This window comes from Asanoa ferruginea (assembly GCF_003387075.1).
In the GTDB taxonomy this organism is placed as follows: domain Bacteria; phylum Actinomycetota; class Actinomycetes; order Mycobacteriales; family Micromonosporaceae; genus Asanoa; species Asanoa ferruginea.
In genome coordinates this window covers 5,913,410-5,927,724 of the sequence record NZ_QUMQ01000001.1, presented here as the reverse complement: position 1 = coordinate 5,927,724, position 14,315 = coordinate 5,913,410, and the positions used below count along the sequence as shown (strand labels likewise).

The 14,315-nt window shown below is 70.2% G+C and carries 14 protein-coding genes; 8 read left to right on the top strand and 6 right to left on the bottom strand.

Annotation, left to right across the window (positions count from 1 at the left end; genetic code table 11):
• The 3 genes from DFJ67_RS42910 to DFJ67_RS43995 form a co-directional block, all read right to left on the bottom strand.
• Positions 1 to 177, bottom strand: a complete 177-nt coding sequence (locus DFJ67_RS42910; protein WP_170216005.1) for a hypothetical protein — start codon at positions 175 to 177, stop codon at positions 1 to 3.
• Between the two features lie 131 nt (positions 178 to 308).
• Positions 309 to 2,291 (bottom strand): glycoside hydrolase family 3 protein, encoded by a 1,983-nt coding sequence (locus tag DFJ67_RS27725; protein ID WP_239097531.1) that lies wholly within the window; start codon positions 2,289 to 2,291, stop codon positions 309 to 311.
• Between the two features lie 20 nt (positions 2,292 to 2,311).
• The gene (locus DFJ67_RS43995) at positions 2,312 to 2,785 is read right to left on the bottom strand and encodes a hypothetical protein (protein WP_239097530.1); all 474 of its coding nucleotides are present in this window, start codon (positions 2,783 to 2,785) and stop codon (positions 2,312 to 2,314) included.
• A 171-nt stretch (positions 2,786 to 2,956) separates the two neighbouring features.
• On the opposite strand from DFJ67_RS43995, the gene DFJ67_RS27720 reads away from it, so the two are divergent.
• The 3 genes from DFJ67_RS27720 (at position 2,957) to DFJ67_RS27710 (ending at position 7,234) form a co-directional block, all read left to right on the top strand.
• Positions 2,957 to 3,976, top strand: a complete 1,020-nt coding sequence (locus DFJ67_RS27720; RefSeq protein WP_116070713.1) for a phosphatase PAP2 family protein — start codon at positions 2,957 to 2,959, stop codon at positions 3,974 to 3,976.
• Between the two features lie 247 nt (positions 3,977 to 4,223).
• Positions 4,224 to 6,374, top strand: a complete 2,151-nt coding sequence (locus tag DFJ67_RS27715; RefSeq protein WP_116070712.1) for an MMPL family transporter — start codon at positions 4,224 to 4,226, stop codon at positions 6,372 to 6,374.
• A gap of 14 nt (positions 6,375 to 6,388) precedes the next feature.
• Positions 6,389 to 7,234 carry an oxidoreductase gene (locus DFJ67_RS27710; protein ID WP_170216004.1) on the top strand — a complete coding sequence of 282 codons (846 nt, stop codon included), beginning with the start codon at positions 6,389 to 6,391 and terminating at the stop codon, positions 7,232 to 7,234.
• Here the strand turns inward: DFJ67_RS27710 and DFJ67_RS27705 are convergent.
• Positions 7,231 to 8,034 (bottom strand): helix-turn-helix transcriptional regulator, encoded by an 804-nt coding sequence (locus DFJ67_RS27705; protein ID WP_239097529.1) that lies wholly within the window; start codon positions 8,032 to 8,034, stop codon positions 7,231 to 7,233. The genes DFJ67_RS27710 and DFJ67_RS27705 overlap by 4 nt on opposite strands.
• A gap of 142 nt (positions 8,035 to 8,176) precedes the next feature.
• On the opposite strand from DFJ67_RS27705, the gene DFJ67_RS27700 reads away from it, so the two are divergent.
• From DFJ67_RS27700 to DFJ67_RS27685, 4 genes are all read left to right on the top strand, one after another.
• Positions 8,177 to 9,109: an SDR family NAD(P)-dependent oxidoreductase gene (locus tag DFJ67_RS27700; RefSeq protein WP_116070711.1), complete on the top strand. Its 933-nt coding sequence runs from the start codon at positions 8,177 to 8,179 to the stop codon at positions 9,107 to 9,109.
• A gap of 173 nt (positions 9,110 to 9,282) precedes the next feature.
• The gene (locus tag DFJ67_RS27695; RefSeq protein ID WP_116070710.1) at positions 9,283 to 9,579 is read left to right on the top strand and encodes a DUF1540 domain-containing protein; all 297 of its coding nucleotides are present in this window, start codon (positions 9,283 to 9,285) and stop codon (positions 9,577 to 9,579) included.
• A 78-nt stretch (positions 9,580 to 9,657) separates the two neighbouring features.
• Positions 9,658 to 10,419, top strand: coding sequence for a DUF2470 domain-containing protein (locus DFJ67_RS27690; protein ID WP_116070709.1), 762 nt, complete (start codon positions 9,658 to 9,660; stop codon positions 10,417 to 10,419).
• 26 nt (positions 10,420 to 10,445) lie between these two features.
• Positions 10,446 to 11,288 (top strand): PhzF family phenazine biosynthesis protein, encoded by an 843-nt coding sequence (locus DFJ67_RS27685; protein WP_116070708.1) that lies wholly within the window; start codon positions 10,446 to 10,448, stop codon positions 11,286 to 11,288.
• Here the strand turns inward: DFJ67_RS27685 and DFJ67_RS27680 are convergent.
• Positions 11,277 to 11,768 (bottom strand): MarR family winged helix-turn-helix transcriptional regulator, encoded by a 492-nt coding sequence (locus DFJ67_RS27680; RefSeq protein WP_116070707.1) that lies wholly within the window; start codon positions 11,766 to 11,768, stop codon positions 11,277 to 11,279. The genes DFJ67_RS27685 and DFJ67_RS27680 overlap by 12 nt on opposite strands.
• A 55-nt stretch (positions 11,769 to 11,823) precedes the next feature.
• Here DFJ67_RS27680 and DFJ67_RS27675 point away from each other — a divergent pair, with 55 nt between their 5' ends.
• Positions 11,824 to 12,891, top strand: a complete 1,068-nt coding sequence (locus tag DFJ67_RS27675; protein ID WP_203784246.1) for a GDSL-type esterase/lipase family protein — start codon at positions 11,824 to 11,826, stop codon at positions 12,889 to 12,891.
• Between the two features lie 7 nt (positions 12,892 to 12,898).
• Here DFJ67_RS27675 and DFJ67_RS43990 read toward each other — a convergent pair whose 3' ends face one another.
• Positions 12,899 to 14,314, bottom strand: coding sequence for a glycoside hydrolase family 76 protein (locus DFJ67_RS43990; RefSeq protein ID WP_116070705.1), 1,416 nt, complete (start codon positions 14,312 to 14,314; stop codon positions 12,899 to 12,901).
• Between the last annotated feature and the right edge of the window lies 1 nt (position 14,315).

Sequence of the window (14,315 nt, the reverse complement as noted above, 5' to 3'; positions counted from 1 at the left end):
CTACTGGTCGATGGACACCAGATAGCCGGCCGCCGCCAGCGTCGCAGCCACCGTTGTCGCGGCCAGCACCACGTGTCCGTAGCGGGTGCGGCGGTCGACCTGGCCATCGCTCGGTTCCGCCGGAACCCGGTCGAGCATCGACGTGATGCCCTGACGTTGGTGGCGGCCCGCCGTCATCGCGTACCCCTCAGGCAGGTTGAGGTTGAGGGCCGCGAGCCAAGAACGCGTGTAGCGGCTCCAGCCGCCGGTGAGTCTGCTGGATGTCGGCCACAGCCGGGATGGTAACGAGCGTGCGCGAGCACCCAGCCTCAAAGGCCGTAGCCGTAGGGGAACAGCGGGCGGTAGTCGCGGTCGCCGGTGTTGATCGGGATCTGGGCTTCGGTGCGCGGCCAGGTCATCGGGAGTTTGCCGGTGAACGGGCTTCGGCCGAAGAGCACATCGGCGACCCCGGCGCCCTCGCTGCCGGGCAGCCACGAGGCGACCAGGGCATCCATCTCGCCCAGTTGGTCCGTCAGCACCTGTGGGCGCCCGGAGACGACCAGCACGACGCACGTGTCGATCTCGCCGCAGACCTTGTCGACTACCGCCTTGTCGGAAGGCTGGAGCGACAGCGACTTCTCCTCGTGCTGCGGAGCCGAGCACCACGTGCACACCGGGCCGCCGACGTCGCCGAAGCCTTCCGCGTAAGGCGTTTCGCCGACCACCACGATGCCGACGTCGGCGCCGTCGGTCGGCGCTGACGCGTCGGCGCTGAAGGTGACGGTCGCCCGCGGCGCGACCTCGCGGATGCCCGAAAGGATCGTGGTGCCCGGGATGGTGTCGCCCGAGACGCCCTGCCACTGGATGGTCCAGCCGCCGGCCTGGTTGCCGATGTCGTCGGCGTTGCGGCCCGCGACGTAGAGGCTCGCGTCGTCGGCCAGTGGCAGTGCCCGCCGCGAGTTCTTCAGCAGCACCTGCGACTGGGCCACGGCGCGGCGGGCCAGGGCCCGGTGCTCGGCACTGCCCACCTGATCGAGGTTGTCGGGCGAGGCGTAGGGCTTCTCGAAGAGGCCGAGCTCGAACTTCGCCCGCAGGATGCGCCGGACCGCGTCGTCGATCCGGTCGATGCTGACCCGGCCCGCCTCGACCTCCGCGGTCAGCAGGTCGATGAACTCGCTCGCGTTGTTGGGCACCATGAACATGTCGATGCCGGCGTTCGCCGCGGTGCGTACCTTGTAGGCGGTCAGGCCCTTGTTCGTCGGTTCGGCCGGGTCGGCGAACCGCTGGACGCCCTCCCAGTCGGAGACGACAAAGCCCTCGAAACCCATGTCCTTCTTGAGTACGCCGGTCAGCAGCTCGGCATTCGCGTGCATCCTGACCGGGTTGCCGACGCCGTCTTCGGTCCAGTCCACACTGGAATAGGACGGCATCACACTGCCGACGTGGTAGCGACCAACGGCCTCGCGGAAGGGCGCCAGGTCGATGCGGGCGAAGTCGGCCCGGCTGGTCACCGTGGTGCCCTGGTCGATGACGAACGCCTGGTTGGCCGGTGACAAGTTGTTGCCACCACCCGTCTGGTCATACTCGGTGTCGCCGTCACCGGCGTAGTGCTTGGCGGTGGCGAGCACGCCCGCGCTCTGGAGGCCACCGATGTAGCTGGCCAGCTGGCTCACCAGCGCCGGATCTTCACCGAAGCTCTCGTAGGTGCGGCCCCACCGCTCGTCGCGGGCCACGCAGAGGCACGGTGCGAAGTTCCACGGTATGCCGGTGGCGATGAGCTCTTCGGCGGTGGCGCGCCCGATCTCCTGGACCAGGCCCGGGTCGCGGGTGGCACCGAGGCCGATGTTGTGCGGAAAGACCGTGGCGCCGTAGACGTTGCCGTGCCCGTGCACGGCGTCGATGCCGTAGATGAGCGGGATGCCCAGCCGGGTGCTCAGCGCCTGCCGCTGGAATCCGTTGACCATCTCCAGCCACGCTTGCGGGGTGTTGGGTGTCGGCACGGACCCGCCGCCGGACAGCAGCGAGCCGAGGTGCGACTCGGCGATCAGTTCGGGGTTGTCGGTGACCGCCGCCCGTTCGGCCTGGGTCAGCTGGCCGACCTTCTCGGCCAGCGTCATCCGGCGAAGCAGATCGGACACCCGCTGCTCGACCGGCAGCCCGGCGTCGAGGTAGGCCGGCTTCTCGCTCGAGCCGCCACCGCTACGCGTTGGGTCGACCGGTGCCGCGGCGGCGGCGATGGGCAGCAGCGCGACGAGCAGCAGTGCGGCGACGAGGGCAGTGGGCTTGGTGCGGGACCGCCGGGTTGGACGCATGCCCTGCCCTCCACAACCAACTATTCGGGTGGCTCGAACGCTTCCATCTGAGCCACACCTAAGCCGATTCTGGCGAGTACGTCGAGGGGTGTGCCGCCCTCCTGCTCGGCGGCGACCTCGGTCAGCCGCCCGGCGATCGCGCCCAGGCCGACGATGACCTCCGCCGCGTCGACGGACGTGGGTAGTTCGCCGCCGGAATTGATGACCTCGATCGCGAAGGCCGCCATCCGCTGGATCACGTCGGACCGGCCGGCGGCCGTCGCCTCGATCATCTCCGCGGCGGTGCCGCCCTCGCGTTCGGCGACGATCTTGGCGAGCAGATTGACAAGGTCGAGCATGCCGCCGGCGACGGCGACCGCCTCGTCGGGCGTCATCCTCAGCAGGATCGACAGCGCGTCTCGGTCTTTGCGAAGTCCGGCAGCGACCGAGGCGACCGCCTGGCCCATGGCTTCGACAGGTGTCATCAGAGACAACGATACGCGCCGCCCGGTCACGCGGCCCCAACTCACCGGACGTCCATCGTGGACCCTCCGCCGACGCCGATCCGTGACCTACGACTCCTCGTTCCGCCGATGTGATAGTGCGCTCACCTTCTAGTAAACGCTTGTTCATCTGGCGCATGATTCCGATCTTCAGTAGCGCTCGTTCGGGGGAGGGCGTGTGCGATGGTTCGGCTGCGTTCAGTAACAGGCGAGTTCTTCCTGGTCGCCTTTCTCTTCCTGGCCTACAAATGGATCCGGCTGCTGGTCGCGGGTCACGCCGACCAGGCCATGGCCAACGCGACGACCGTGTGGCATCTCGAGCGCTGGCTCCACCTGCCCAGCGAACTCGCCGCGCAGCAGGCGGTGGCCGGCCACCACGATCTTGTGCTCGCCGCCAACTGCTACTACGCCTACGTCCATTTCCCGGCGACCATCGCCTGCCTGATCTGGTTGTACGTCCGCCGCCCGGTGCTCTATCGCCGGACCCGCCGGATCCTGGCCGGCGTCACCGCGGCCGCGCTGGTGTTCCACATCTGGTTCCCGCTCGCGCCGCCCCGGCTGGTCTCCAGCACCGGGCTGGTCGACACCGGCACGCTGTTCGGGCCCGCCGTCTACGGCCCGCCGGATACCGACACCCTGAGCAACCAGTACGCCGCCATGCCGTCGCTGCACGTCGGCTGGGCCCTCGCCGTCGCCGTCGCCCTGGTGACCGCCACCCGGGGCCGGTTCCGCTGGCTCTGGCTCGCCCACCCGGTGATCACCCTGGCCGTGGTGGTGACCACCGGCAACCACTACTGGCTGGACGCGATCGTCGCCGTCGCGCTGCTCGTCGCCGTCAGCGCCCTGGTCGAGCGGGTCCCCCAGGTGCGCCTCACCCCGGCCGCACGGCGCTACGGGGTCCGCGCCCTGGCCGTCGGCCTCGCCACCCTGATGGTCTCGTCGCGCGGACGCCTGCCGGATCCGGTGGACGCCACCCCGGACCTGGCCACCGCCAACGCGGGCTGGCTCGCCACACCGGGCAAGAGCGCGGCCCGCCTGCCGGCCCAGGCGCCGCCCAGCGGGAAACGCCCGGTGCCGGTCGCGTGGGTGGGTCCGCCCAGCCCGGCAGCACGCCCCCGGCCTCGCCAGGCAGCGGGCGGCCCGCGCGCCCGGTGCCGGCGGCGGCGGGGCCGCCCGACCGGGCCCACGCCGGGCGGTTCATAGATCCGTCTGGAATGGACGGATGTACACCCGCCGATACCGCGAAGCCAGGGTGACTCACAGTCACTGCAATGGCTGGACTCCAGCACACCCCAACCTGGACGGAAGCTGACAGCCAGCAGGGAGTCGGAGCACGATCCCGCAGGTCAGGTGATTGGAATCATGGGGTGGGCCCGGCGACAGCCGTCTAGTTTGGCGATCAGGAAGTTCGAGTGGCCGACCCGCTCGTCGCTACTGGGAGGTACCACTCGTGTTCGGTGTGCTGGGGCGGGTCGTGGTTCGGCACCCGATCTGGGTGATCGTCGTCTGGCTGATCGCGGCGGTGGCGATCATCGGGTTCGCGCCGAAGCTGACCACCACGACCGACGAGGCGTCGTTCCTCCCGACGCACTACGAGTCGATCCAGGCACAGGACATCCAGGAGGCGGCGTTCCCGCACGCCGCGACGCCGTCGGCGATCATCGTGCTCGAACGCGGCGACGGCGGGCCGCTCACCGGTGCCGACTCGGCGAAGGTCGCGTCGATCGCGCAGACGCTGACCAGCCAGCACATCCCGAACCTGACCAACATCGCGGCGGCGCCGGCCTCGGCCAACAAGCTGATCCAGATCATCGCCGTGCAGATGCCGCAGCAGACGGATCCGGGCGACAAGGCGCCCGGTGAAGCGGTGCAGGCCCTGCGCGACAGCCTCCAGCAGCAACTCCACGGCACCGACCTCAAGGGCGGCATCACCGGCGGAGCGGCGCAGGCCCTCGATCAACAGGACTCGGGCAACCGGGCCAACATCATCATCGGGGTGGCCACGATCGGCCTGATCCTGGTGCTGCTCCTGATCATCTTCCGGAGCCCGATCATCGCCCTGCTGCCGATCATCACGATCGGCGTGGTGTCGCAGGTCGCGACCGGTTTGATCGGCTGGGCGAACAGCGCGTTCAACCTCAAGACGGACAGTTCGATCAGCGCGTTCCTGATCGTGGTGCTGTTCGGCGTCGGCACCGACTACATCCTGTTCCTGATGTTCCGATATCGGGAACGGCTGCGCCTCGGTGAGGATCCGAAGACCGCCATGGTCAGTTCGGTGACCCGGGTCGGCGAGGCGATCGCCTCCGCGGCCGGCGCGGTGATCATCGCGTTCCTCGCGCTGACCCTGTCGACGCTGGGGTTGTTCAAGTCGCTCGGCCCGGCCCTGGCGATCGCCGTGGCCACGACGCTGCTCGCCGGCCTCACGCTGATCCCGGCGATCGTGTCGCTGCTCGGCACGAAGGTGTTCTGGCCGTCGAAGGCGTGGAAGAAGGAACCGACCGGCGCCCGGTTCGCCGCCCTCGGCCGCTCGGTGGGTCGCCGCCCGGTCGCGTACGCCGGAGCCTCGGGTCTTGTCCTCGTGGTGTTGGCGATCTTCGCGCTCGGCTTCTCACCGAACTTCGACCTCGGCGGCGGGTCCACCTCGAAGGCGTCCGAGTCGACGGTCTGGCAGGCGGAACTGCTCAAGGGCCTGCCCGCCGGCGCGACCGAGCCGTCGCAGGTGTTCCTCAAGTCCGACGGCGGGACGCCGCTGGCCGCCGACCAGTTGACCGCCTACCAGGCCAAGCTGAGCGCGGTCCCGGGCGTCGGGCAGGTCTCCCCCGCGACTCTCTCGGCCGACAAGACGGTCGCCGACTTCCAGGTGACGCTCGCGACCAATCCGCAGTCACACGCGGCCCTGGAGACCGTCAAGGGTCCGCTGCGCGACGCGGCGCACGCGTCGGCGCCACCGGGAATGACGGCGTACGTCGGCGGGATCACCGCGGTCTTCGTCGACATCCAGGCCGCGGTCAACCACGACTACCTCGTGGTCTTCCCGGTCGCCGCGATCCTCATCATGATCATTCTCGGCCTGCTGCTGCGGAGCCTGGTCGCGCCCTGGTATCTGATGCTCTCCGTCGGTCTCGGCTTCGCGGCCACGCTCGGCGCGACCGTGCTGGTCTTCCAGAAGATCCAGGGCGAGCCCGGCCTGATCTTCATCCTCCCGGTGATCATGTATTTGTTCGTGGTGGCCCTCGGCACCGACTACAACATCCTGATGATCGCCCGACTACGCGAGGAAGCCCGCGAGGGCCGAAGTCCGCGCGAAGCGGCCTCGATGTCGGTGCGGCACGCCGGCCCGACCGTCGCCGCCGCCGGGCTGATCCTGGCCGGCACCTTCGCGTCGCTCATGCTCGCCGGCAACAGCCTGCTCACCGAGATGGGCTTCGCGATCTCCGGCGGCATCGCCATCGTCGCGTTCGTCATGGCGCTGTTCCTGACTCCGGCGCTCACCGCCCTGATGGGCCACGCGGCGTGGTGGCCGGGCCATCAGGACCGCAACGGTCGGCACCGGGCCGACCAGGAAGCCGCGGCCCAGGAAGTCACCAGGACCGGCTGATACGGTCGCCGATCATGGCGAACTTGCTCGGCGACCTGATCGTCAACCGGGTCGGCTACGGAACCATGAAGCTCACCGGCTGGCCGAGGGGCGGCCGGCCCGACCTCGACACCGCGCTGGCGATCCTGCGCCGGGCCGCGGACCTCGGCGTCAACCACCTCGACACCTCGCACTACTACGCCCGGGACGGCGTGGCCGCCAACGAGTTGATCCGCGCCGCGCTCCACCCGTACCCGGATGATCTGGTGATTGTGACCAAGGTCGGCGCTCTGGTCGAGGGCGGCGACATCACCCTGCCGGCCGGCGAGCAACGCGGCCTCACCCCGGAAGGGCTGCGCCGCGGCGTCGAGGCCAACCTGCGCTCCCTCGGCGTCGACCGGCTCGACGTGGTCAACCTGCGGATGGGCGACCGCGGCCACACCGACCCGCCGCTGGAAGCCGCGCTGGAGACCCTGATGTCGCTGCGCGCGGAGGGCCTCATCCGGCACCTGGGCATCTCGAACGTGACCCTGGCCGAGTTCGCCCGGGCCCGCGCGGTCGCCGACATCGTCTGCGTGCAGAACCTCTACAACATCGCGGCGCGCGACGACGACCCGATCGTCGACGCCTGCGCCGAGGCCGGCATCGCCTACGTGCCGTTCTTCCCGGTCGGCGGCTACCAGCCACTGGCCGCCGAGCGCCTGACCGCCGTGGCCGACCGACTCGGGGCCACCGTGCCCCAGGTGGCGCTCGCCTGGCTGCTGGCGCGATCACCCAACATCATGCTCATTCCGGGTACGAGCTCCCTGGCGCACCTGGAGCAGAACGTCGCGGCCGGTGAGCTCAAGCTGACCGAGGACGATCTCCGGCAGCTCGGCTAGTCGATCAGGGCCTGGGTGCCGAGGACGAGGGCGAGGGCGAGCCGGTCGGCGTCGTCGGTGCCGGGTTCGGCGGTGTAGACGGTGATCCGCAGGTCGTCGATGGCGACGACGAGGGTGTCGCAGTCGAGGGTGATCCGGCCGACCGCCGGGTGGTCGATCGTCTTGTGTTTCGACGGATCCGGCGGTGGCGGCGGGATGTCGGAATCCCAGAGCCCGGCGAAGCGGGGGCTCTGCGCCGCGAGGTCGCTGACGAGGCGGCGCAGGGCCCGGTCGGCCGGATAGCGGGAGGCGGTCAGCCGCAGGTCGGCGACCAACCGCGCCTCGTGGTCGGCCTGCTCCTGCTTCGTGTGCACGACGCGGCTTTCTGGGCCCAGGAGGTTGCGCCAGACGGCGTTGCGCTCGATGCCACGCCAGCCCGAAGTCGCGCCCATCAGGGCGTCGTAGGGTGCGTTGGCCAGCACGAGCGTCCAGGTCGCGTCGTAGACGACGACCGGGGTGTGTGCCAGGCGGTCGAGCAGGCGCTGCACGCTCGGCGTCAGCCGCGAGGGGACGATCCCCTTCCCGGGCGCGGCGTGACCGGCCAACTGGTAGAGCAGGTCGCGTTCGGCGTCGGCCAGCCGCAGCGCCCGCGCGAGGGCCTCCACGACCTGGGCCGACGGTGCGGTCGCGCGGCCCTGTTCGAGGCGGGTCAGGTAGCCGGCGGAGATTCCGGCGATCGCGGCCAGTTTCGCGGCGCAGCCCGGCCGCTCGGCGCCGCCGTCCCGCCGGCAGGCCCACCGACTCGGGCGCCGCCCGGTCACGCCAGCGGCGGACGGTCCGGCCGAACTCCCACGCCTCCACGTCTTCCAGTATTGCCAGGCCGCTGCGGGGTGTCCTGGCCCTGGTAGTCCTACGAAAACCCGACGACTGCCTGGCCCCGCGGAACCGTCGTTAGCTGGATCCATGACTTCTGTAGTGATCACCGGCCCGACTCGGGGCCTCGGCCGGGCCGCGGTCCTGGCGATGGCGGCCCACCCGGCTCGGCCCGACCTGTTGCTGGTGGGGCGCGGCGGTGTGGCACTGACCGGCGTCGCCGACGAGGCCCGGGCGCTCGGCGCGGTGGCGCACGAGATCGGTTGCGACCTGTCCCGGCTCGCCGACGTGCGGGCCGCGGCGGCGACCGTGCGGGAACTGCTCGCGAGCGGCGCGGCGCGGCCGTTGGGGGCGCTGGTGGCCAACGCCGGGGCCATGTCGGCGGACACCCGGCAGGCCTCGGCCGACGGGTTCGAGCTGACGTTCGCCGTGAACTATCTCGCCCACGCCCAGCTCATCGGCGACCTTCTCGGCTCGCTCAGCGCGCCGGCCCGGATCGTGCTGCTGGGCTCCAACACCTACTACGCCAACGTCTGGCGGCGGCTGCTGCGCGTGCCGGCGGCGCGATGGCAGGATCCGGTCGAGCTCGCGCGGCCGGCGGCGGGTAGCGCCGGTGTTGCCTACTCCAACGCCAAGCTGGCCGTCCTCTACTACGCCCACGAGCTGCAACGACGGGTCGGGCCGGGTGTCGGCGTGTCGGTGTTCGAGCCCGGCTGGATGCCCGGCACCGCCCTCGGCCGCGGTGCGCCCGCGGCGCTCCAGGCGATCGGGCGAGGGCTCGCGCGGCTGCCCGGTGTCGCCACGCCCGAGCGGTCCGGGCCGATGCTGGCGTCGATCGCGCTCGACGAGCGATGGGCGGGGCTGCGCGACGGCGCGTTCGTGGTCCGCGACACGGTGGCACAGGTGCGACCGACGGCACACGACCGTGATCGGGAACGCCGGTTGTGGGCCGCGACAGGCGAACTCCTAAGTAACTCGAGGGACGGAAGTTCAATTAGCGTTGCCTCTCCTGAATTAGCCTAGGCTTACCTCGTAATTCGCCGTCGCGCTATTCTTTCTTCGCCATTCTGCACCCGTCTGACCTGCGGTTATGCTTGTACCGCCGACACAACGGCGCACGCCTCCGACCATTTGTTGCTACCCTTAATCGCGCCCGGAATGATTGGCGCGAACAATTCAGCAAAACGGAGGACGTCATGAGAACTCTCCTGCAGATGCCCGCCGTCCGCGAATGTGCCGCCACCGCGTGCAGCTTCAACGACGGTGGCTGCCACGCGCCAGCCGTGACCGTTGCGTCCGCTGGTGACTCCGCTTCCTGTGCGACGTTCGTCGAGTCGTCGGTGCGCGGCGGCATCGCCGATGTCACCGGCACCGTCGGGGCCTGCGCGCGCACGCAGTGCGTCCACAACACCAACCTGGCGTGCAAGGCCGAATCCGTGAAGATCGGTCCCGGCGCCACCGTGAGCGACTGCCTGACCTACCAGCCCCGCTGACCAGGGCCGGCCTCCTTCCGGTCGGGAATTAGGTAAGGCTATCCTTTAGGCCTCCTCATTCCCGACCAAGGAGGCCGCATGGCGCCGGACGCGAGCCGGATGTCGGACGGCATGCCCATCCGCGACGCGGTCGCGACGCGATCGGTCCTGGCGGTGTCCGGCTCGTTGCTGATCCGCACGGGCGACACGGCCACCGAGCTCATCGCCGCACACACCATGCTCCCCGACGGCTCGATCGCGCTCGCGGTCGACGCGATGACACCGGCCGGAGGCCAGCTCGTCGCGGCGCGCAGCCGACCCGGCGGGCTGCGGCTCGAAGTGACCTCCGTGGTCCCGGTGCCGGTGCGCTGCCGGGTGCGGGCCCGGGTGACCGTCACGGGGACCGTGCGAGCGCTCGACCCGGCAACCCTCGACGACTGCGACGCCGGCACCATCGATGCCCTGCTCGACCTGCCCCCGGTCGCCCTGTGGGCCGTCGAGCCGGTGGCGGTGCGCCTCGAGCGGCACTCGACCTCCGATGACGTGGCAGTCGACGCCTACCGCGCCGCCCGGCCCGACCCTCTCGCGGCTATCGAGGCCACCTACCTGCACCAACTCGTCCGGCACGGCCTCGACGGGCTGACCCTGCCGGCCCGGCTCGCCTCGGCGCGCGGGCGGCTCGCCCCGGTCGCGATCGACGCCGACGGGCTGACGCTGCGGTCCGAGACCCGCCAGGGGCATCACGACGCCCGGCTGCCCTTCGCTTCGCGGGTCACCGCCGAAGCCGAGCTGGCCCGCGAACTCGCACTGCTGACCCCCGCGATTACCGCGCCCGACCGGTCGCGTCCGAACCCCGGCTGACCGCACGGGACGTAGGGTCTTCGGGCATGGAGATCCTGCGGTACGTGGCGTTCAGCGCCGACCCGGCGGGTGGCAATCCGGCCGGCGTGGTGCTCGATGCGACCGGAGTCAGTGACGCCGACATGCAGCGCGTGGCCGCCGAGGTCGGCTATTCCGAGACGGCGTTCCTGGTGGCGCGCGGCGACGAGGACTTCGACGTGCGTTACTTCAGCCCGAAGGCGGAGGTGCCGTTCTGCGGTCACGCGACCATCGCCTCGGCGGCTGCCTACGCCGAGCGGCACGGCCCGGGAACAATGCGGCTGGACACCCGCGCCGGCCTGGTCGAGGTGTCCACAAAGGTCGGTGCGGATGGCATCGTCACCGCGACCCTGGTCAGCGTCGCACCACGGACCGAGCCCATCGCCGACGGCGATCTCGTGGCGCTGCTCGACGCCCTCCGCTGGGCACCGGAAGACCTCGACGCCACGTTGCCGCCGCGGGTCGCGTTCGCCGGCGCCTGGCACCCCATCGTCGCCGCCGCGAGCCGGCAACGCCTGGCCGACCTGGATTACGACCTGGCCGCCCTGGCCAGCCTGATGGCCCAACGCGACTGGACCACCATCGACCTGGTCTATCGCGAGGCCACGCACGTGTTCCACGCGCGCAACCCCTTCCCGCCCGGTGGTGTCGTCGAGGACCCGGCCACCGGCGCGGCGGCCGCGGCGTTCGGCGGCTACCTGCGCGAGCTGGGGTTGGTGGCTCCGCCCGCCACGGTCACGGTGCACCAGGGCCTCGACATGGGGCGGCCGAGCGTGCTGACGCTGTCGATCCCCGCGGAACCGCGATCCGGCATCTCGGTGAGCGGTGCCGCCGTCGCACTACCCAGTTGAACGGCGTTTGCGTGGCGCGGCGGAGCGGGGCGGCTGCGCACGCATGTGGTCGCGTATCCGTTGCATGATGTCGCCCAGGTGGTCGACGTCGTCGCCGGTGAGCGGATCGAACAGCAGGCTCCGGACGACCTCGACGTGGCCGGGCAGGACGCGGGCGAACAATGCCAGCCCGGCATCCGTGATCGTGACCAGCGTGGCGCGCTCGTCCTCGGCCGACGGGGCGCGGGTGATCAGGCCGGCCGCCTCCAGCAGGCCGGCCTGGTAGGTCAGGCCGCTGCGGCTGTAGACGACGCCGTCGGCGAGCTCCGTCATGGTGAGCTGCCCGCGGGCGTTGGCCAGGCGGGCGAGGAGCTGGAACTGCACGTAACGCAGATCACCCTCGGCCCGCAGGTGCTGTTCGACCTGGTGAGAGAGCAGGCTGCTGGCTTCCATGAACGCGAAGTAGGCCCCCAGCTCCTGAGGATCGAGCGCGCTCGTCATGTCCCTCACGATAGCGGAGTATGCTTCGAGTTCGAAGCAAACCACGGGAGTGAACATGATCTGGACAGCCGGTTTCCGCACCGCCGTGATCAGTCCCTACGAGCAGATCCAGCTCTCCGAGCCGCGCGGTTTCGCCGACCAGACGATCGAGCAGGCGCTGCGCATGGCCGGTGGTGGAGAGCGTCTTCGGGTACGCCTGACCAACCGCTTCGGCCGGGCCCCCTTGACCATCGGCGCGGCGAGCGTCGGCAGCGCCCACGGGCAGGCCACGCTCACCTTCGACGGCGCGAAGGAGGTCACCATCCCCGCGGGCGACGAGGCCGCCAGCGACCCGGTCGACCTGCGCGTCGATCGCCGTGCCGACCTGGTCCTCAACCTCTCGTTCCCAGGCGAGACCGGGCTGGCCACCTATTCACACAAGCCTGCGGTGAACGCGCGGGTCGGCGACGACCAGATGGAAGGCCGCTTCTTCGTCGAAGGCGTCGACGTGCTCGCCCCAGACGACACTGCGGTCGCCGTGGCGTTCGGCGACTCCTGGTTCGAAGGCGTCGGCTCCACGATCGACGCCAACAACCGGTCCGTCGACTTCCTCAACCGGCGCCTCGACCGGGGTTGGGTGGTCAACCAGGGCATCGCCGGCAACCGCCTGCTCCGCGACGAGGTCGGCGAGCACGCGCTGGCCCGCTTCGACCGAGACGTTCTCGACGTTCCCGGCCGCACCCATGTGCTGGTCCACTTCGGAATCAACGACTTCGCCCTCCCCGGCATGGTCGGCGAGCCGCCCGCGACCGCGGCCGATCTCATCGCCGGTTTCGAGAACCTCGCCGAGCGCGCCCACGATGCCGGCCTGAAGATCCTGGTCGCCACCGTCGGCCCGTTCGCGGGCGCCATCTACCCCGGGATCAGCACGCCGGAAGGCCTCGCCGCCCGGCGCGAAGTGAACGACTGGATCCGTACAACGGACGCTTTTGACGCGGTCTTCGACGTGGCCCGGGCCGTCGCCAATCCGGCGGCACCCGACTTCATCGCCCCGGACCTCGACGCCGGCGACGGCATGCACCTCAACGACAAGGGTGCCCAGGCCATGGCCGACGCCGTGGACCTGGACACCCTCGCGCTCTAGTTATCGGTCAGGTGCGGCCCCACTTCTGGTTTGCTCCACCGGTGCAGGTCCAGATCGCCAGCAGGGTTCCGTTGGCGGTGCCGTGACCGGTGGCGTCCAGACACTTGCCCGATCCGACGCCGACCACGGTCCCGTCGGGCCGCACGGTCCAGCGCTGGTTGGTGCCACCGTTGCAGTCCCAGATCTGGACCGGCGTCCCGTTCGCGGTGCCCGCGCCGTTGACGTCGAGGCACTTGGCGCCGTAGACCGTGAGCTGACCGGACGAGGTCGCCGTCCAGACCTGGTTGCCGCCGCCGTGACAGTCCCAGAGGGCGACCCGGACGCCGTTGGCCTGGCTGGCGCCGGGCACGTCGACACACCGCCCCGACTCCTGACCGCGTAACGGCCCGGCGACGCTGCCGAGCGCGGCCACCAGCGCCGCCGCGGCGCTCGCCTGCGTGTTGTAGGACCACAACGCGAACGGGCCGACGAACGAGTTGCCCTGCTGGCCCGCGGCGTTGGTGTTGTTGGCCAGGATCGAGGTGGCCGTGGTGGTGATGAACGTGTCGTACTCGGTGGTGTTGGCGGCGGTGGCCAGCGCCCGCAGGTATCTGATGAAGATGCCCTTGAACGACTGCCCGTCGCCGGTGCAGTTCGGCTCGCAACCCTCGTGGAGGACGCCGTTGCGATTGAAGCGTTGCACCGCCGCGGTCGCGATCGACCTGGCCGTGGTCAGCAGGCTGGTGTCGCCGGTGGCCCTGGACAGCTCGACCAGCCCTTGCAGGATGACGCCCTGGTTGTAGGTGTAGTTGGCGTTGCTGTAACCACAACCGGGCACGTTGACCCCGTCCCGGACCAGGTTCGAGCTGATCAGGCCCGAGTTCCTCAACCAGTTCCACTCCGCTGTGGCCCAGCCCAGGTAGGTGGTGTCGCCCGGGATCCGGTTGTGCAGGCCGGCCGTGGCGGCCAGAAACAGCTCGTTGGCGATGGAGGCCTTGTAGCGCCTGTCGTCGCGCCAGTAGACGCCGCCACCGCATTGCGAGTCCCAGAAGTCGTGCATATACCGGGTGGTCGTCTCGGCCATGCTGAGGTAGGCCCGATTGCCGGTGATGTCGTAGGCCTGGAGCCAGACCAACGCCCACCAGCCGGTGTCGTCGATGTATTCGTTGGTGAAGTCGGTGTTCTTCGCGAACGCCTCCGTGATCGCATAGTCGTATCGCGTGTCGCCGGTGGCCTGCCGGTAGGTCATCACCGTGCTCAGCGCCACCGCTCCGGTCCACCAACCGCCGCCGATCCGGCCGCTGGCGGAGTCGTAGGACTGCATCAGCACCGCGACGCTGTTGGCGGCCGGCGTCGGTGCGGCGGCGACACTGTTCGTCGCCACCGTGACCGACGCGAGCGCCACCATGCCCGCCAGCAGACCTCTGACCCACGATCTGGGCATC